The 17,810-nt window shown below is 59.5% G+C and carries 18 protein-coding genes; 8 read left to right on the top strand and 10 right to left on the bottom strand.

Annotated elements, in window-relative coordinates; translation table 11 throughout:
• Positions 1-48: 48 nt before the first annotated feature.
• The 3 genes from sixA to AABM55_RS20625 are packed head-to-tail and all read right to left on the bottom strand — an operon-like array spanning position 49 to position 1,899.
• Entirely contained in the window at positions 49-498 is a 450-nt protein-coding gene (gene sixA / locus AABM55_RS20615) for a phosphohistidine phosphatase SixA (RefSeq protein ID WP_054593406.1), read from the bottom strand.
• A complete protein-coding gene (locus tag AABM55_RS20620) occupies positions 495-842 on the bottom strand; it encodes a DUF4389 domain-containing protein (RefSeq protein WP_054593407.1) in 348 nt (115 codons plus the stop codon). Before AABM55_RS20620 ends, sixA begins: the two co-directional genes overlap by 4 nt.
• A gap of 31 nt (positions 843-873) precedes the next feature.
• Positions 874-1,899, bottom strand: a complete 1,026-nt coding sequence (locus tag AABM55_RS20625) for an NAD(P)H-dependent glycerol-3-phosphate dehydrogenase (RefSeq protein ID WP_054593408.1) — start codon at positions 1,897-1,899, stop codon at positions 874-876.
• 196 nt (positions 1,900-2,095) lie between these two features.
• Between AABM55_RS20625 and AABM55_RS20630 the strand changes: the two genes are divergently transcribed.
• The 7 genes from AABM55_RS20630 to AABM55_RS20660 all read left to right on the top strand — a co-directional run bounded on the left by AABM55_RS20630 (position 2,096) and on the right by AABM55_RS20660 (position 10,566).
• Positions 2,096-4,219 carry a TonB-dependent receptor gene (locus tag AABM55_RS20630; RefSeq protein WP_347927620.1) on the top strand — a complete coding sequence of 708 codons (2,124 nt, stop codon included), beginning with the start codon at positions 2,096-2,098 and terminating at the stop codon, positions 4,217-4,219.
• A 1-nt stretch (position 4,220) separates the two neighbouring features.
• Positions 4,221-5,150, top strand: coding sequence for an ABC transporter substrate-binding protein (locus AABM55_RS20635; RefSeq protein ID WP_347927622.1), 930 nt, complete (start codon positions 4,221-4,223; stop codon positions 5,148-5,150).
• Positions 5,147-7,045 (top strand): ATP-binding protein, encoded by a 1,899-nt coding sequence (locus AABM55_RS20640; RefSeq protein ID WP_347927624.1) that lies wholly within the window; start codon positions 5,147-5,149, stop codon positions 7,043-7,045. Before AABM55_RS20635 ends, AABM55_RS20640 begins: the two co-directional genes overlap by 4 nt.
• Before the next feature lie 246 nt (positions 7,046-7,291).
• Complete coding sequence (fabA, locus tag AABM55_RS20645; protein WP_010211704.1) at positions 7,292-7,807, top strand: 3-hydroxyacyl-[acyl-carrier-protein] dehydratase FabA; 516 nt, start codon at positions 7,292-7,294, stop codon at positions 7,805-7,807.
• A gap of 11 nt (positions 7,808-7,818) precedes the next feature.
• A complete protein-coding gene (gene fabB / locus AABM55_RS20650; RefSeq protein WP_019692305.1) occupies positions 7,819-9,039 on the top strand; it encodes a beta-ketoacyl-ACP synthase I in 1,221 nt (406 codons plus the stop codon).
• Between the two features lie 160 nt (positions 9,040-9,199).
• Positions 9,200-9,616 carry an OsmC family protein gene (locus tag AABM55_RS20655; RefSeq protein WP_054593412.1) on the top strand — a complete coding sequence of 139 codons (417 nt, stop codon included), beginning with the start codon at positions 9,200-9,202 and terminating at the stop codon, positions 9,614-9,616.
• A 62-nt stretch (positions 9,617-9,678) separates the two neighbouring features.
• Complete coding sequence (locus AABM55_RS20660) at positions 9,679-10,566, top strand: pirin family protein (RefSeq protein ID WP_347927628.1); 888 nt, start codon at positions 9,679-9,681, stop codon at positions 10,564-10,566.
• 84 nt (positions 10,567-10,650) lie between these two features.
• On the opposite strand, the gene AABM55_RS20665 is transcribed toward AABM55_RS20660, so the two are convergent.
• The 4 genes from AABM55_RS20665 to AABM55_RS20680 form a co-directional block, all read right to left on the bottom strand.
• A complete protein-coding gene (locus AABM55_RS20665; RefSeq protein ID WP_103319057.1) occupies positions 10,651-11,379 on the bottom strand; it encodes a dienelactone hydrolase family protein in 729 nt (242 codons plus the stop codon).
• A gap of 66 nt (positions 11,380-11,445) precedes the next feature.
• Entirely contained in the window at positions 11,446-13,350 is a 1,905-nt protein-coding gene (htpG, locus tag AABM55_RS20670) for a molecular chaperone HtpG (RefSeq protein WP_054598153.1), read from the bottom strand.
• Between the two features lie 89 nt (positions 13,351-13,439).
• Positions 13,440-13,892 carry a PaaI family thioesterase gene (locus AABM55_RS20675; RefSeq protein ID WP_054593415.1) on the bottom strand — a complete coding sequence of 151 codons (453 nt, stop codon included), beginning with the start codon at positions 13,890-13,892 and terminating at the stop codon, positions 13,440-13,442.
• Positions 13,889-14,365: a PaaI family thioesterase gene (locus AABM55_RS20680; protein WP_103319054.1), complete on the bottom strand. Its 477-nt coding sequence runs from the start codon at positions 14,363-14,365 to the stop codon at positions 13,889-13,891. Before AABM55_RS20680 ends, AABM55_RS20675 begins: the two co-directional genes overlap by 4 nt.
• Positions 14,366-14,524: 159 nt before the next feature.
• Here AABM55_RS20680 and AABM55_RS20685 point away from each other — a divergent pair, with 159 nt between their 5' ends.
• Positions 14,525-14,764, top strand: a complete 240-nt coding sequence (locus AABM55_RS20685; protein ID WP_103319052.1) for a hypothetical protein — start codon at positions 14,525-14,527, stop codon at positions 14,762-14,764.
• A gap of 66 nt (positions 14,765-14,830) precedes the next feature.
• Here AABM55_RS20685 and AABM55_RS20690 read toward each other — a convergent pair whose 3' ends face one another.
• From AABM55_RS20690 to brnQ, 3 genes are all read right to left on the bottom strand, one after another.
• Entirely contained in the window at positions 14,831-15,232 is a 402-nt protein-coding gene (locus AABM55_RS20690; protein WP_347927631.1) for an MAPEG family protein, read from the bottom strand.
• Positions 15,232-15,969: a DUF599 domain-containing protein gene (locus tag AABM55_RS20695; protein WP_103319047.1), complete on the bottom strand. Its 738-nt coding sequence runs from the start codon at positions 15,967-15,969 to the stop codon at positions 15,232-15,234. The genes AABM55_RS20690 and AABM55_RS20695 overlap by 1 nt, the downstream gene beginning before the upstream one ends.
• A 254-nt stretch (positions 15,970-16,223) precedes the next feature.
• Positions 16,224-17,537 (bottom strand): branched-chain amino acid transport system II carrier protein, encoded by a 1,314-nt coding sequence (gene brnQ / locus AABM55_RS20700; RefSeq protein WP_054593420.1) that lies wholly within the window; start codon positions 17,535-17,537, stop codon positions 16,224-16,226.
• Positions 17,538-17,810: the final 273 nt, after the last annotated feature.

Consider the following 17,810-nt stretch of genomic DNA (forward strand, 5'->3'; position numbering starts at 1 on the left):
GCCGTGTTGATGCCATCGCGGGCAAGCCACGCTCCCACAAAGCCCGGATTACGGGTTCTTGACGCTATTGAGCGTCATGCCCCCGGCCAACGGCAAATCAGCTTCAAGCTCGGCCAGGCTGGCCGTGCTCATCGGCTGCGGCGCACGCAAATGACCGTGCTGCAAGTAGCCGATCAAACTCCCCACCAGCGGGTTATGGCTGACCAGCAGGACGTTATCCTCCGTGTCGAGCCGATCGACGACGGTCAACGGATTGCTGTCTGGCGCCAGCCAGGTCTCGGTGCGGATCTCCGGCTCAAAACCCAGCACCTCACGCACCAGTTGCGCAGTCTGCTGCGCCCGCATGTACGGGCTGGCGATGATCGCCTGAATCGGCTGGCCGATCAGTTGCGCGGCACTGCGCAGCACTTCTTCGCGGCCATGTGCAGTCAGCTCCCGTTCAGCATCGCTCCGGGCGTGAGACTCGGCTTCACCGTGGCGCAACACCCAGAGCTTCATAGCTTTGGCTCCTCATCACGGGCCGGATGCGGCGCTGGCGGGACAGCGTGCGGGGCCTCGCCTTCCGGTGCACGCGGTGTCGGCCAATCGGCGAATGGCCAAGGTTTCTGGTCGCTGTGAAAACTGCCGAAACGGCCGATCTGCGCCAGGAACTGGCTGAGGCTGTCACCGAAGTTCATCAGGCCGGCGTTCGGTGCACCGTAGATCAACCGATAGATGAGCTGCACCAGCACCACGGCGCCGAGGATCAATTGCGCGACTTGCCAGACCAGCACATACACCAGCATCCACAGCACGCGCAGCAGGATGGATTCGTACTTGGCTGCTACTTTTGGATCGTTCATGTCTCGCTCCCTGCCTCTGTAAATTGAGTACTCAGTTGAAACCGCTGGTGGAGATGAAATCGACATCGGTTTTCGGCTCGCCGCGCATCAACAGCTCAATCACCTGATTGAGCGTGCGTCCTTCAAACAGGATCGCATGCAAACCGGCGACCAACGGCATGTAAACCCCGACTTCCTGAGCCTTGGCCTTGAGCACCTTCAGCGTGTTGACGCCCTCGGCGACTTCACCAAGGCTGGTCACCGCCTCTTCCAGGCTCATGCCCTGGCCAAGGGCAAAACCAACCTGATAGTTGCGGCTTTTCGGTGACGAACAGGTGACGATCAAATCGCCCACCCCGGCCAGCCCCAGGAACGTCATCGGGTTGGCCCCCTGATTCACCGCAAAGCGGGTCATTTCCGCCAATGCCCGGGTGATCAGCATGCTCTTGGTGTTTTCGCCCATGCCCAACGCCACCGCCATGCCGGCGATGATCGCGTAGACGTTTTTCAGTGCCCCGCCCAGTTCCACACCATAACGGTCGGCACTGGCGTATACGCGAAAGGTCCGACCGTGCAATGCCGCCTGAACCCGCTGGCAGAGTTCTTCGTCTTCACTGGCGACCACTGTGGCGGTCAGCGCGTGTTCGGCCACTTCACGGGCCAGGTTCGGCCCGGACAACACGCCGATGCGCGCTTGCGGAGCGATTTCCTGAAGGATTTCGCTCATCAGCTTGAAGGTGTGGGCCTCGATGCCTTTGGTCAGGCTCACCAGCAACTTGCCGCTCAGACGCTCGGCATAGGGTGCGAGCACCGAACGCAGGGCGTTTGAAGGCAGTGCGACGAAACACAGGTCGCACTCATTGAGGGTAGCAAGCAAGTCGGTGACCGGCTCCACCGCGGGGTGAACCTTGATGCCCTTGAGGTAGCGTGGATTCTCGCGGTTGACCCGAATGGCCTCGGCCTGTTCAGGGTCGCGCATCCACTGCCGGACCTGATGACCGTTCTCGGCCAACAAATTAGCCACGGCGGTACCAAAACTTCCGCCTCCCAGGACCGCAATCGGGCGCTGTTCAGTCATATGCAATCCGTTAATCCATACCAGTGGCGATAGCCGCATTATACGGGGCGGTCCAGCGTCGGCCAGCCCCTCTATCAATTAGCGGCACTTGTAGGAAGCAGACCTCCAAAACCTGGGAAAATGCCGGTAACGTGACTGGAAAACTCGAACAGCTCGGTTAACATGCGCGGCAATCAACTGCGATCAAGGCTGTACCGTGTCTGTTGGCCCTCCTCACCTTCGCTCCTCGCTGGTTCTGGCGCTGATGCTCAGCGACCCGTTGTTGGCCGATGACCTGTTTCTCGACAACACCGCGCTGCCCCAGGTATTGACTGCCACCCGACTCAAACAGTCGGCGGCCGCCGTGCCCGGAAGCATGACGGTAATCGACAGCGAACTGATCAAGGCCAGCGGTGCCCGCGACATCAGCGAATTGCTGCGGCTGGTGCCGGGGATGATGGTCGGTAACGTCAGCGGCAACCAGGCCGCAGTGAACTATCACGGCACCAACGCCAGCGAAGCGCGACGCATGCAAGTGTTGATCGACGGCCGTTCGGTGTACCGCGCAGGTCTGGCGACCGTGGACTGGAGTGACATTCCGGTGGCCATGGAAGACATCGAGCGCATCGAGGTGTTCCGTGGCCCGAACACCGTCAGCTATGGCGCCAACGCGCTGATGGCGGTGGTCAACATCATCACCCGCGCACCGGCCAACAGCCATGGCACGCGGCTGAAAGTCACTCGCGGTGAACGTGGGATCAACGACTGGTACGCCAGCCAGGGCACCGGTTGGGAAACCGGCGACCTGCGCTTGTCGCTGTCCGGCCAGGAGGACGACGGTTTCGACTCGAACCGCCTGGGAGCGGACTACCGCGACAGTCGCCGCTTGAACCGCGTCAACCTGGCCGTCAGCCAGACGCTCAACGAGCAGCAAAGCATCGATTGGCAACTGAATGCCAAAGACGGCACCAACCAGCGGCCTTATACCTACCGTCCGGTGTTTTCCGGGATTACCTCGGCGGGTGATAACTCTGACGTGATCGCCAAGGATTACGCCGGTTCGTTGCGCTGGAACCTGGAGCTCAACCCGGATCACAGCCTTTACGTCCAGGGTTCGGCGCAGCACTGGGATCGCCAACAGGTCTGGCGCGCCTGCGACGCCGAAGTGTCGTTCAGCCCGCAGCTCACCCAACTCTGGCAGCTCGATCCCAACTATGCCGAGCGCCTGGCGCGGCACATGGAAAGCTATACCGGCACCGGTGCACCGCACGGCACGCCAACCGAGCAGGCACTGGCCAACCAGGTGCTCGATCAATGGAAAGGTGGCGCCAACCGCACCGTCTGCGGTGACATCGACCAGAGCGCCCGCGAGTCGCGCTACGACCTGGAATTGCAGGACACCCTGAGCCTGTCCGACAGCCTGCGGCTGGTCAGCGGCATGAACTATCGATACGACCGGGCCGACTCCGAAACGTACTTCAATGGCACTCTCGACGACTCTATCTGGCGGTTGTTCGGCCAACTGGAGTGGCGCGCCAGCGAGCACTGGCTGTTGCAAGGCGGTGCGATGTACGAAAAAACCGAATTGGTCGGCGACTCGCTAACCCCACGCGTGGCAATCAATTACCTGATCAACCCGCGCCACGGCCTGCGCGCGGTGTATTCGGAGGCCATTCGCTCACCCGACATGTTCGAGAACAACGTCAACTGGAGCTATCAGGTGACCAACCTCAGCCCCGGAGCCTACGGTCAATCCAGTGCCCGTTACTTCGTCAAGACCCGAGGTCCCGGTAACCTCGCTCAAGAACACATGCGTTCGCGGGAACTGGGGTATAACGGCTTCTTCGCTGACCTTGGGCTGAACGTCGACGTGAAACTGTTCTACGACGAAATCACCGACATGATCAGCGAGCCGCTGCGCAACAATCAGTACATTGCCAGCAACAGCAATGCCTCACGCTTCAGCGGCGCTGAAACCCAGCTTGACTGGCGTGTCAGCGCCGCCGACCGGCTGCGCCTGACCTACGCCTATGTCGATGCTACGGCCAGTAACCCTCTGGACGAACAATTCAGCGCACGCAACAGCGGCTCTGCCGGTTGGCTACGCGATTGGGGCAATGGCTGGAACAGTGCACTGTTCTACTATGGCGACGACGCACTGAATGGCTACCGCTTCGAACGTATCGACACGCGCATCGCCAAACGTATTGCGCTGGGCAAGGCCAATCTCGAACTGGCCGGTATCCTGCAACAACGCCTCGACAGCCAGCCGACCACCTTCGTCGACAACAACTACGACTCGCGCCATGCGCTCTACTTCAGCGCCGAGTTAGAGTTCTGACATGGCCCTCAACCAGACACGTACCCGCTCCCCCCGAAGCCGCCGGCCTTGGGTTTGGGGACTGTTGCTTGTCTGCCTGGGCAGTTTGCCCGTGCGTGCTGCCGACGTGCTGCTGACCGGCGCCGAGGACAGTCCTGGCGTGCAGGCCTTTACCCGCGCCCTGGCCGAGCAGCGCCCCGAAGACACGGTGCGTTTCGCACGCCTTGCCGACCTCCCCGCGCCGTCCCGGCTACCCGACGCGACCCGACTGATCCTGCTTGACCTGCCGAGCCTCGACTGGCGCCTGCAAGACAGCGAAGGGCCGGCGACGCTGGTGCTGCGCATCAGCCGCCTGCAAGCCCATCAGCGCCTGGGTAATGCCCTGCCCCTGCACCTGAGCCTGCTATGGAGTGATCCACCGCCGGGCCGCCAACTTCACCTGATCCAGGCTCTATTGCCGCAAGTCCGACGGGTCGGCGTGCTGTACGGGACGAACAGCGAATTTCTGCTCAAGGAACTGCACCACGCCGCGCACCGGCTGGGGCTGGAGATCGTCGCCGAACGTTGGGACAACACCAATGACAGCCGGCCTCTGCAAACCCTGTTGAAGAACAGCGACGTACTGTTGGGGCTCGACGATCCGGGCCTGTACAACCCGAAAACCGCCAAGAATCTGCTGCTCAGCAGCTATGCCCGACAACTTGCGTTGATCGGCCCCAACGCCGGGTTCGTCAAGGCCGGCAGCCTGGCCAGCACCTACAGCGATCAGGGCGATTGGCTGGCCGTTCTGGATAACGTGCTTGACCGTCCACCGGCCAGCTGGCCGCGCACCCTCTATCCGCAGCGCTTCAAGGTATTAAGTAACCCGCAAGTCGCTCGTTCCTTAGGCATAGAACAAATTGACCCCACGGCTGTTGCAACACAGTTGGCCGAAGGAGAAAACCGCCCATGAACCTGCGTCGCCATTGGGGCATCAATACCCGCACCCAGATCATCAGCCTCGGCCCGGCGCTGCTGCTGACGTTGCTGCTGATCAGCTTCTTTACCGTCGTGCGAATCCAGGATTTACGCCAGGAGCTCAACCACACCGGCCAACTGATCGCCAATCAACTGGCCCCGGCCACCGAATACGGGGTGATCTCCGGCAACAATGAGGTGCTCGAAAGCCTGATGAAAGCCTCGCTGACAACGCCGCACGTGCGTTTTCTCGAGGTGCAGGACAACGCCAACAAGGTCTTGGTGCACGTCGAGCAGCCCTCGGAAAACCGCCAACGCTCGCAACAGATCGAAGTGTTTCAAGCACCGGTACGCTTGCAACGGATCAGGCTCAGCGACGATTTCCTGCAGGGGCCACCACCGGCAATCGGTCCTTCCGAAGACTATCTGGGGCGTGTCGTCGTCGGCATGTCCAACGATGCCTTCAGCCAGCGGCAACAGGAGATCCTGCTCAAGGCCGCGATCCTCGCACTGTTTGCCCTGCTCTTTACCTTCCTGCTGGCGCGGCGCCTGGCCGCCAGCCTGTCGGAGCCCATCAGCGCCATGGGCAATGCGGTGAAAGCGATTCAGCAAGGCGACTACAAAAAGCCGCTGCCGATCGTCGACGATTCAGAACTGGGCGACCTGTCGCGCCACATCAACAACCTCGCCGATGGCCTTGAGCTCGCCAGCCGCGAGCAGCATCAGGCCATGGCGCAACTGATCCAGACCCGCGAAGAAGCGGAAAAGGCCAACAGCGCCAAGTCCGACTTCCTGGCGATGATGAGCCATGAATTGCGCACACCGATGAATGGTGTGCTGGGTATGCTGCAACTGCTCGAAACCACCAACATGACCGAGGAGCAGATCGAGTACGCCGCGCTGGCGTCGGAGTCTACCGAGCACTTGCTCAAGGTCATCAACGACATTCTCGACTTCTCGCGCATCGAACGCTCGGCCCTGGAGCTGGAGCACATCCCGTTCAACCTCGCCGAGCTGATCAACAGCTGCGCCCAGGCTTTCCAGCACAGCGCGATGCAACGCGGCCTGAGCCTGGAGCTGCAGATTCCGGACGACATGCAAGCCTTGCAGGTACAGGGCGACCCGACGCGGATCCGGCAGATCCTGGTCAACCTGATCGGCAATGCCTTGAAGTTCACCGAGAAAGGCCGGGTAACGATCGAGCCGCAGTGGCAATCGCTGGATCACGAACTGCTGTGGTTCACCTGCACCGTGCGCGATAGCGGGATTGGCATTTCGGCCGAAAGCCTGGAGTTGATGTTCAACGCCTTCCAGCAGGCTGACAGCTCGATCTCCCGACGTTACGGCGGCACCGGCCTGGGCCTGCCGATTGCGCGCACGCTGGCCGAGCGGATGGGCGGCACACTGCGTGCCCAGAGCGAGGAAAGCCGAGGCTCGGTATTCACCCTGGAAATTCCGCTGGCGCGGTCCAGGCAGACACCACCGGCTCTGGCACCGCGCACGCCTGCCGGCATCGACCACGGCGAGGGGCGCAATGTGCTGCTGGTGGAAGACAATCCGGTGAATCAGACCGTCATCAAAGCTATGCTGCGCAGCCTGGGCTTTACTGTCAGCGTCGCCACCGATGGAGCACAGGCGGTACGCAGTGCCGAGAGCCTGATTTTCGAGGCGATTCTGATGGATTGCCGGCTACCGGTTATCGATGGTTACGAAGCCACCCGGCAGATCCGTCAATTGCCCGGCTGCACGGACCTGCCCATTATCGCCCTGACCGCCAACGCGCTGCAGGGTGACCGCGAGGCCTGCCTGTCGGCGGGGATGAACGATTATCTGGCCAAACCTTTCAAACGCGCTGATCTGCAGCAAATTCTGCAACGTTGGGTACGGTAGTGGGGAGTGATCCTCCATCTGCGACTGGCGTGAAAGGCGAAAGTGCGGCAGTCTTAGGCACCTTGACAGCTCGGAATCGGGCTTGAAAAATAATTTCAGTGCACAAGTGTACATTCATGTCCCTTGTGCTGTGACTTTCACCACAACGCAATAGTCTATGAGTAGGCTGCCGGTTCGAAGCATGAACGCTTCGATCGGCCGGGAAGATTTGCCCCACCTGCCGCATGGGACTATTGAGGAGCTCGCATGACCAAACAAAACGCCTTTACCCGGGAAGACCTGCTGCGCTGCAGTCGCGGTGAGCTGTTCGGCCCTGGTAACGCGCAACTGCCCGCCCCGAACATGCTGATGGTGGATCGCATCACTCATATCAGCGAAGAGGGTGGCAAGTACGGCAAAGGTGAATTGGTCGCCGAGCTGGATATCACTCCGGACCTGTGGTTCTTCGCCTGCCACTTCGAAGGTGACCCGGTGATGCCAGGCTGCCTGGGCCTCGATGCCATGTGGCAGCTGGTCGGTTTCTTCCTCGGCTGGCAAGGCCTGCCGGGCCGCGGCCGCGCCCTGGGTTCGGGCGAAGTGAAATTCTTTGGCCAGGTTCTGCCGACCGCTAAAAAAGTCACTTACAACATTCAGATCAAACGCGTCCTGAAGGGCAAGCTGAACCTGGCCATCGCCGATGGTTCGGTCAGCGTCGACGGCCGCGAGATCTACACCGCCGAAGGCCTTCGGGTCGGCGTATTCACATCCACTGACAACTTCTAAGGGTTATCCGCATGCGCCGCGTCGTTATCACTGGTCTGGGCATCGTTTCGTGCCTGGGCAATGACAAAGAGACCGTCTCCGCTAACCTGCGTGCAAGCCGCCCTGGCATCCGGTTCAACCCGGAATATGCCGAAATGGGTCTGCGTAGCCAGGTTTCCGGCTCCATTGACCTGCCACTCGAAGAGTTGATCGATCGCAAGATCTATCGCTTCGTCGGCCACGCGGCGGCTTACGCCTACCTGGCCATGAAAGACGCCATTGCTGACTCCGGCCTGACCGAAGAGCAGGTTTCCAACCCGCGCACCGGCCTGATCGCCGGTTCCGGTGGCGCATCGACCCTGAACCAGATGGAAGCGCTGGATATCCTGCGCGAAAAAGGCGTCAAGCGCGTCGGCCCATACCGCGTAACGCGGACCATGAGCAGCACGGTTTCCGCTTGCCTGGCCACTCCATTCAAGATCAAGGGCCTGAACTACTCCATCGCTTCTGCCTGCGCCACCAGTGCTCACTGCATCGGCAACGCCATGGAACAGATCCAGATGGGCAAGCAGGACGTCGTGTTCGCCGGCGGCGGTGAAGAAGAGCATTGGAGCCAATCGTTCCTGTTCGACGCCATGGGCGCACTGTCCAGCCAGTACAACGAGACACCGGAAAAAGCTTCCCGTGCCTACGACGCCAAGCGTGACGGTTTTGTCATCGCCGGCGGTGGCGGCATGGTCGTGGTCGAAGAGCTGGAACACGCTCTGGCCCGCGGCGCGAAGATCTACGCGGAAATCGTCGGCTACGGCGCGACTTCCGACGGCTACGACATGGTCGCTCCAAGCGGCGAAGGCGCCATCCGCTGCATGCAGATGGCCATGTCCACCGTCGACACGCCGATCGACTACCTGAACACCCACGGCACTTCGACTCCGGTCGGCGACGTCGCGGAAATGAAAGGCGTGCGTGAAGTCTTCGGCGACAAGGCTCCAGCCATCAGCTCCACCAAGAGCCTGTCGGGCCACTCCCTGGGCGCCGCCGGCGTTCACGAAGCGATCTACTGCATGCTGATGATGGAAGGCAACTTCATGGCAGGTTCTGCCAACATCGAAGAACTGGATCCGGAAGTGGCTGATATGCCAATCCTGACCAAGACTCGCGAAGACGCCACCATCAACACCGTGATGAGCAACAGCTTCGGCTTCGGTGGCACCAACGCCACTCTGGTCCTGAAGCGCTGGCAGGGCAAATAACGCCCCGCTGCTTCGCTGCACATGAAAACGCCCCGACTGGTTCGGGGCGTTTTTTATTGGGCGATCGATAAGCCAGTGGAACACCTGAATCGCCAGATGCTCTATAACTGCAAGGTCTTTTCCTGACGCACACTCTTTCTTACTGCCCATGAGGTTTGTCATGACCATTACCGTCAATACCGAATCCAGCGAAGGTTTTCGTCACAGCATCCAGATCGACGACCATCAACTCTTCGCCGATGTGCCCAAAGCCTCCGGCGGCGAAGGTTCCGCACCAGAGCCCCACGATTACTTCGACGCAGCGCTGGGCGCCTGCAAGGCACTGACCCTCAAGCTCTATGCACAGAAGAAGGAAATCCCGCTGACCGGCGTCACGGTCGAGGTCAAGCGCGACAACAGCCAGGAGCAGAAAGGCAAATACGCCCTGCACGTCAAACTGACCCTCAAAGGCGTACTCACCGACGCCCAGCGTGAAGAGTTGCATCGCGTGGCCGACCGCTGCCCGGTGCACAAGCTGATGACCACCAGCGAAGTGACTATCGAGACTCACCTGTCTGAAGGCGCCTTCAGCCAATAGCGGCAAACACAGGCTGTGCGGGTTATGCTCAGCGGCATCACTCGTACAGCCTGGAATGCACCATGAACAGCCCGCTCGTGATCCGCCCACGCACCGAAGATGTCGAAGGCCAACCGATCCTGCGCCCGCTGCCGTCGGCCCAATGCCGCAGCGTCGGGCCTTTCGTGTTTTTCGATCACATGCTTGAAACCCGCTACCCGGCCGGCAAGGGCATGAACATCCGCCAGCATCCGCACATCGGCCTGTCCACCCTCACCTACCTGTTCGAAGGCGAACTCCAGCACAAGGACAGCCTGGGCTCTGACCAGATCGTGAAACCGGGCGACGTCAGCTGGATGACCGCAGGCAGTGCGATTGCTCACGTCGAGCGCACTCCAAAAGCCTTGTGGGATACCGACTTCAAGATGCACGGCCTGCAAATCTGGCTGGCCTCCCCCAAAGAGCACGAACAAGGTCCCGGCCATTACAGCCATCACCCGGCCGCCAGCCTGCCGGTCAGCGATAACCTCGGGGTGAAGATCAGGATGATTGCCGGCAAAGGCTTTTGCCTGGAGTCACCGGTGCCGGTGCTTTCCCCTACGCTGTACGCAGAGCTTGAGCTGAAAACGGCGACGACCTTGCTGATCCCCACCGAGCATGAAGAACGCGCCCTTTACGTGCTGGACGGTGAAGCCCAACTCAATGGCGAGCCGATTGAACCGCACTCCCTGGTGGTGCTGCCTGCCGGGGAAGAAATGGACCTGTTCGCCGAAAGCGATTGCCACGTCATGCTGTTTGGCGGCGAACCCATGGACGGGCCGCGCCGGATCAACTGGAACTTCGTCGCCAGCGATCCCGCGGTGATCGATGAGGCCCGCCGACGCTGGGCGGCCGGTGATTGGCCAACCGTACCGGGCGAGAGCGAGCGGATCGAGTTGCCTACAAAACCAGCTCCACCGACACCTCTGTAACTGATCGTTCCCACATTCAAGAGCGGACGCGGAGCGTCCATTGAGGCATTCCCACGCCGGAGCGTGGGAACGATCACTGGGGCGTTAGCCGTTGAACACTTCATCCAGCAAGTTATGCATCGACACAAAGGCCCGCTTGGCGGTCTTGGCGTCGTACATCATCGTGCCCGGCACATTGGCGTGCGGATCGGTAAAGGAATGCACCGCGCCGCCGTAGCTGAGCAATTGCCAATCCACGCCTGCAGCATTCATTTCAGCTTCGAAGGCCGGCAGTTGCTCTTTCGCCACCAATGGATCGGATGCACCGTGCAACACAAGCACCGAGCCCTTGATGTTTTTCGCATCGGCAGGGTTCGGCGTATCCAGCGTACCGTGGAACGACACGGCAGCCTTGAGCGGCGCGCCGGTACGCGCCAGCTCCAGCGCACAGCAACCGCCGAAGCAGAAACCGAATGTCGCCAGTTTCGAGCTGTCGACCGCCGCTTCACCCTGGCTCTGCAAGGCAGCAAATGCCGCCTGCATGCGCTTGCGCAACAACGCACGATCATTCTTCAGCGGCATCATCGCCGCGCCCGCCTCGTCGCCATTCTGTGGGCGAATCGACTGCCCATACAGGTCAGCAATCAACACCACATAACCCTTCGCGGCAACTTCCTGGGCAATCTTCTCGGCCCCGGCGCTGACACCCATCCAGTTCGGCGCCATCAGCAAGCCCGGACGTGGGCCTGTGTGGCCGGCGTCGAACGCCAGACGACCTTCGTAAGACTGCCCCTCAATCTGATAGACCACGGAACGCACAGTAACTTGGCTCATGACTCACTCCCGTAAAGAAACGCCAGAATGAAAAAACCCGCCGAAGCGGGTTTTTCTACAACTTGGTTAAACCGACAGTTCAACCAGCAGCTTGTTCAGACGGCGCACATAGGCGGCCGGGTCTTTCAAGCTGTCGCCGGCAGCCAGGGCTGCCTGATCGAAGAGGATGTGCGACAGGTCGCCAAAACGCTCTTCGCTCTGCTCACCGTCGAGTTTTTCGATCAGCGGGTGAGCCGGGTTGAATTCGAAGATCGGCTTGGAATCCGGAACCTTCTGACCGCTGGCTTCGAGGATCTGACGCATTTGCAGGCCAAGGTCCTGCTCACCGATCGCCAGAATCGCCGGAGAATCGGTCAGACGGTGGGAAACCCGCACTTCGCTGACGGTTTCACCCAGCGCAGTCTTGATCCGCTCAACCAGGCCTTCCTTGCTCTTGGCGACTTCTTCTGCGGCTTTCTTGTCCTCTGCCGAGTCCAGGTTGCCCAGGTCCAGGTCACCGCGCGCCACGTCGACAAAGCTCTTGCCGTCGAAATCGCTGAGGTAGCTCATCAGCCACTCGTCGATACGGTCGGTCAGCAGCAGCACTTCGATGCCTTTCTTGCGGAAGACTTCCAGGTGCGGGCTGTTCTTGACCTGTGCATAAGTTTCACCGGTCAGGTAGTAGATCTTGTCCTGACCTTCCTTGGCGCGAGCCAGGTATTCGGTCAGCGAGACTACTTGCTCGCCCTCTTCACCCTGGGTGGAGGCGAAGCGCAGCAGGCCAGCGATTTTCTCTTTGTTGGCGAAATCTTCAGCCGGGCCTTCTTTCATGACCTGACCGAAGTTTTTCCAGAAGCCCTTGTATTGCTCAGGCTCGTTCTTCGCCAGTTTTTCCAGCATGTCCAGAACGCGCTTGGTCAGCGCCGACTTCATCGAATCGATGATCGGGTCTTTCTGCAGAATTTCCCGCGAGACGTTCAGCGACAGGTCGTTAGAGTCGACCACACCTTTGATGAAACGCAGGTACAGCGGCAGGAACGATTCAGCCTGGTCCATGACGAACACGCGCTGCACGTACAGCTTCAGGCCGCGTGGTGCTTCACGCTGATACAGGTCGAACGGAGCACGGGCCGGCACGTAAAGCAGCGAGTTGTACTCCAGCTTGCCTTCGACCTTGTTGTGGCTCCAGCTCAGCGGGTTCTCGAAATCGTGAGCGATGTGTTTGTAGAACTCCTGGTATTCCTCGTCTTTGACTTCGGTACGAGGACGGGTCCAAAGAGCACTGGCGCGGTTGACGGTTTCCCATTCAACGGCTGGTTTCTCTTCGCCTTCGGCGGCTGCCACTTCTTTCGGCAGCTCGATCGGCAAAGCGATGTGATCGGAGTACTTCTTGATGATGTTGCGCAGACGCCAGCCATCGGCGAACTCGTCTTCAGCGGACTTCAGATGCAGGACGATGCGAGTACCACGGTCTTCCTTGTCGATGGTGGCGACGTCGAATTCGCCTTCACCCTTGGACGACCAGTGCACGCCTTCGCTGGCAGCGAGACCGGCACGGCGGCTGTATACGTCAACTTTATCGGCAACAATGAATGCCGAGTAGAAACCCACGCCGAACTGGCCGATCAGGTGCGAGTCTTTCTTCTGATCGCCGGACAGGTGTTTCATGAAATCGGCAGTGCCGGATTTGGCGATGGTACCCAGGTGGGTCACGACATCGTCACGGCTCATGCCGATACCGTTGTCTTCGAGGGTGACGGTTTTCGCGTCCTTGTCGAAGCTCACGCGGATTTTCAGTTCGGCGCCACCTTCCAGCCACTCAGGCTTGGACAGGGCTTCGAAACGTAATTTGTCGACAGCGTCGGAGGCGTTGGAGATCAGTTCGCGAAGGAAAATTTCCTTGTTGGAATACAGCGAATGGATCATCAGGTGCAGCAGTTGCTTCACCTCGGTCTGGAAGCCCAGGGTTTCCTTTTGAGTTTCCACGCTCATGGTCATCAAACTCCGATTGGATGGCAGTGGCCGCACCCTGAAGGGGTGACGGCGGGATGTCATCAGAGTTGGGGGCTATGCTGAGGATTTCAAGGGCTTGGCGTTTCTTCAATCTTGAAATGCGCACGCGCCGTGGCAATCGGCTCGGTTTGAGTGCTCTGCCACGCGGTTATCGCAACGTTGGCGACCCGCCGCCCCTGACGGCACACCTGGCATTTGGCGTAGGTGTCACGAAACTGCCCGGCACGCAGATAATCGAGGGAGAAGTCGATGATCTTCGGCACACCGGGGGAACCGGTGAAGATCAGCAAATGCAGGGCCGCCGCCAGCTCCATGAACCCGGCAATCACCCCGCCATGAATTGCTGGCAGCAAAGGGTTGCCAATATTGTCCTTGTTCGCCGGCAAACGAAAAAGCAGTTCGTCACCCAATCGCGAGCACTCGACGCCGATCAGCTTGGCGTAGGGAATCATCTGCAGCAGCGAGGCGTAATCGCCACGCTCGTGGGCCTGCTGCAATTGCTCTTTGAAATTATCAGTCATTTCGTCCCCCCACTGATGACACCACCAAAACCTTTGGTGCCTTTGACACCTTTGCCCATGCGCATGAAGGTCCCGACCACATGGGCGATCGGCTTTTGCGGATCATCCTGGTAAGCAAACCCGCGCGTGAAGATCACGTCAGTCGTCACCCGGTAGCACTGGGCAAAACCATGCACCTCTTTATGCGGCTCGGCCGGATGCATGTAGTCGATACGCAGATCCAGGGTCGGGCAAACCTCGAACTCCGGCAAAACACAAAGCGTTGCCATGCCGCACGCGGTGTCCATCAGCGAGGTAATGGCACCGCCATGAATCACCCCGGTTTGCGGATTACCGACGATCTGCGGGCTGTACGGCAACGTGATCGTCAGCCCGTCATTACTTGCGCTGTGCACACGTAACCCGAGCACCTGGCAATGCCTCAGCGCCGATAAAAACCGCGTCGCTCGCTCGAAAACGGGGTTGTCGATCATTCGATAAAGGCTCTTTTTAGTGGTGTTGCATAGCAGCATAGGGACTAAGAAAAAGTTCCCCCAAGATAAATCTTATATATCTGTAGGAAACATGGAACTTAACCCACGGTGGTGCGTTCGAAAGGGCAAGTAGATATTTTCCACCAGGAGAAACACCCCATGCGTAAGACTTTAGCTATTGCCTTGATGTTGACCGCTTCCCTCGGCATCGCTGCCTGCGGTAAAAAACCCGAGGACAAAGCTCAAGAAGCCACCCAAAAAATTGAACAAGCCCAGCAAAAAATTGGTGAAGCTCAGGATAAAGTGAACGACGCAGCGAAAGAAGCCGCTGATGCTGCCAAAGCTCAGGTAGATTCGAGCAAGACAGCTGCTGAACAAGCCGCACCTAAAACCAACTAATCGGTTTTAGAGCAGCAAAAATAAAGCCCGCCAAGTGCGGGCTTTATTGTGTTCGCCGCTAAAGCGTTAGAGCAACACCGTGCGAAAAGTCGGACTAACCATCAGCAGCAACGAACAGACAAAGCCGACAAACCACACCAGACTTCGTTGCCAGGCCAGGTCTGCCCAGTAGCACAACAAGTAGATCACCCGGGCAATCACAAAGATGATTGCCAACCCGTCAATCAGCCACCCCGCCGTTTGCGTGGTGTGCGCCATCAACACCCCGACCGCAAACAACAGGAAGGCCTCGAAACTGTTCTGATGCGCGGCCAGTGCGCGAGCGCCGAAGCCTGTGAGCTGTACTTGTTGCGCGCGCGGCAGATGATTGTTGTAACCCCCCTGCTCTTTCATGGCCTTGGCCACCGGTATGCGGGCGACAAAAATCAGCAAGGCACTGATAAACACGCACCAGAACGGGATACTCATCAGGCTACCTCTTTGATCGCCTCAGGCAATGGCGCCTCTGTAGGGGTATAGACCATTACGTCGAGCACGTCGGAATGAAACTCCCGGCGATATAACACCAGCACCACACCTGCGCTCATCAACATGAACAGCCACGGGCTGACGAACCAGGCGAGCATGGTCATGCCGAAGTAATAGGAGCGCAGACCGAAGTTGAACTGGTTGGCCGCCATCGAGATCACCCGCGCGGCGCGCGAAGCGAAGGCCTTGCGTTCCTGCTCGGACACGTGGCGCTCACCGATCATCGGCGCCGAGCCAATCAGGATCGCCGCGAAGTTGTATTGACGCATGCACCAGCTGAAGGTGAAGAAGGCGTAGACGAACACCAGCGCCAGGCACAGCAGCTTGATCTCCGACATGCCCTGGGAAGCCTGTTGAACCATCGGAATGTCCGCCAGTAACGACAGCGCCCGCTCGGAAGAGCCCAGCACCGTGAGAATACCGGCGAGGATGATCAAGGTGCTCGAGGCGAAGAACGAGGCATTACGCTCCAGATTACCCACCACACTGGCGTCAGCGATGCGGTTGTCACGCAGCAGCATGCGGCGCATCCAGTCTTCGCGGTAAAGGTGCAGCACACTGGCCAGGCACGCGGTATCGCGGCCCTTCCAGATAGCGTAACGGGTGTAACCGCCCCAGCAGATGACAAACCAGAGCGCGGCAAGAATGTGGATCAGATTGGTGTGGATGAACGACATGCGTATCCCTGTTAGGCGTTGACAAGGTTGAAACCTGTAGGAGCAAGGCTTGCCCGCGATGGCAGTGTGTCAATCGACGACTCCGTCGGATGTTATGCCCTCATCGCGGGCAAGCCTTGCTCCTACAGGTAGTGCTTCGACGTTAGCGCAAAGAAAAAGACACCGCCGCTCGCCCATAAAAAATGCCCCGTATCGATTGATACGGGGCATTTCCGTTGTTGCTCAAGGCCTGCTTGTGACCGGCCCTTGAAGCGTTAAGCCAAAGCTTCGCTGCGCTTGCCCAGCAAACGGTCGCAGGCAAATGCAACCACCAGGGTAAAGACGCATGGCACCAGCCACGCCAGACCTTGTTCGGCCAGCGGCAAGTGTGCCAATTGAGTCGGCATCCAGTCCGCCAGGCCCGCGCCCTTGAGCGCGTCGATCATGCCGAACAGGAACGACACCAGCATCACCGGGCCAACGATGCGACCTTGCTCCAGCCAGAAATCCTTGCAGAAGCTCAGCGCCACCAAGACGATGCAAGGCGGGTAAATCGCGGTCAGTACCGGGATCGAGAACGCGATCAGCTTGGTCAGGCCCAGGTTAGACACCAGCAGCGAGAACGCTGCCAGGATGATCACCAGTGTCTTGTAGGACAGTGGCAACACACGACTGAAGTATTCGGCGCATGCACAGGTCAGGCCGACCGCCGTCACCAGGCAGGCCAGGGAGATCAGCACTGCGAGGAAACCGCTGCCGAGGGATCCAAAGGTGTGTTGCACATAAGCGTGCAATACCGCTGCGCCGTTGGTAGCACCGACAGCCACTTCATGGCTGCCCGACCCCAGGCGGAACAGACTCACGTACACCAGCGCCAGACCGACACCGGCAATCAACCCGGCGATGATCGCGTAACGCGTGATCAGGGCTGGAGACTCGACGCCGCGAGAACGAATGGCGTTGACGATCACGATGCCGAACACCAGTGCGCCGAGGGTATCCATGGTCAGGTAACCATTGATGAAACCCTGGGAGAACGGTGCCGCAACGTACTCAGGTGTGGCGGTGCCGATGTCACCCGCCGGCAAGGCGAACGCGGCGATGCCGAGCACGGCCAGTGCGATGATCTTCAGTGGCGCGAGGAAACGGCCCACGGTGTCCAGCAGACGGCCCGGGTACAGCGAGATAAAGAACACCAACAGGAAGTAGACCGAGCTGTAGAGCAGCAGCGCCAGCGGGCTTTCGCCGGTCAGCGGCGCCAGGCCCACTTCGAAGGACACGGTCGCGGTCCGCGGGGTGGCGAACAGCGGGCCCACCGCGAGGTAGCACGCGGCGGCCAGCACACCACCGGCGATTTTGCCGATCGGGCTGCTCAAAGAGTCCATGGCACCACCGACCTTGGCCAGCGCGACAACGGTGATCACCGGCAGACCGACGGCGGTGATCAGAAAGCCGAGCGCCGCCATCCAGACATTAGGCCCGGACTGCAAACCGACGATAGGCGGGAAGATGATGTTGCCAGCCCCGACGAACAGGGCAAACGTCATGAAGCCGAGTGCCAGGATGTCCTGGCCTTTCAACACTTTCATTAAGGAAATACCACACTACTGAATCGGAATTTAGAGAGGGATTTCCCTTATGGGTGAGGGAAATGCTGTCGGTCCGTATAGGACTGACCCGTTTAGCGCGCAGCGTCCTTGTGGGCAGCAAACGCAAAATGGCGGCTAGCGTAACTAATTTGTCTGACAAACGCACTATTACAGGGCGAACTATCCGATACGCGACATATCCATGTCGTGTTTTTGCATCTAAATCTCCGTTTGCCGTCAGGACGCCATCGCGGGCCTGTCTGGCAACACATA

The sequence above is a fragment of the Pseudomonas helvetica genome (genome assembly GCF_039908645.1).
Taxonomy (GTDB): Bacteria; Pseudomonadota; Gammaproteobacteria; order Pseudomonadales; family Pseudomonadaceae; genus Aquipseudomonas; species Aquipseudomonas helvetica.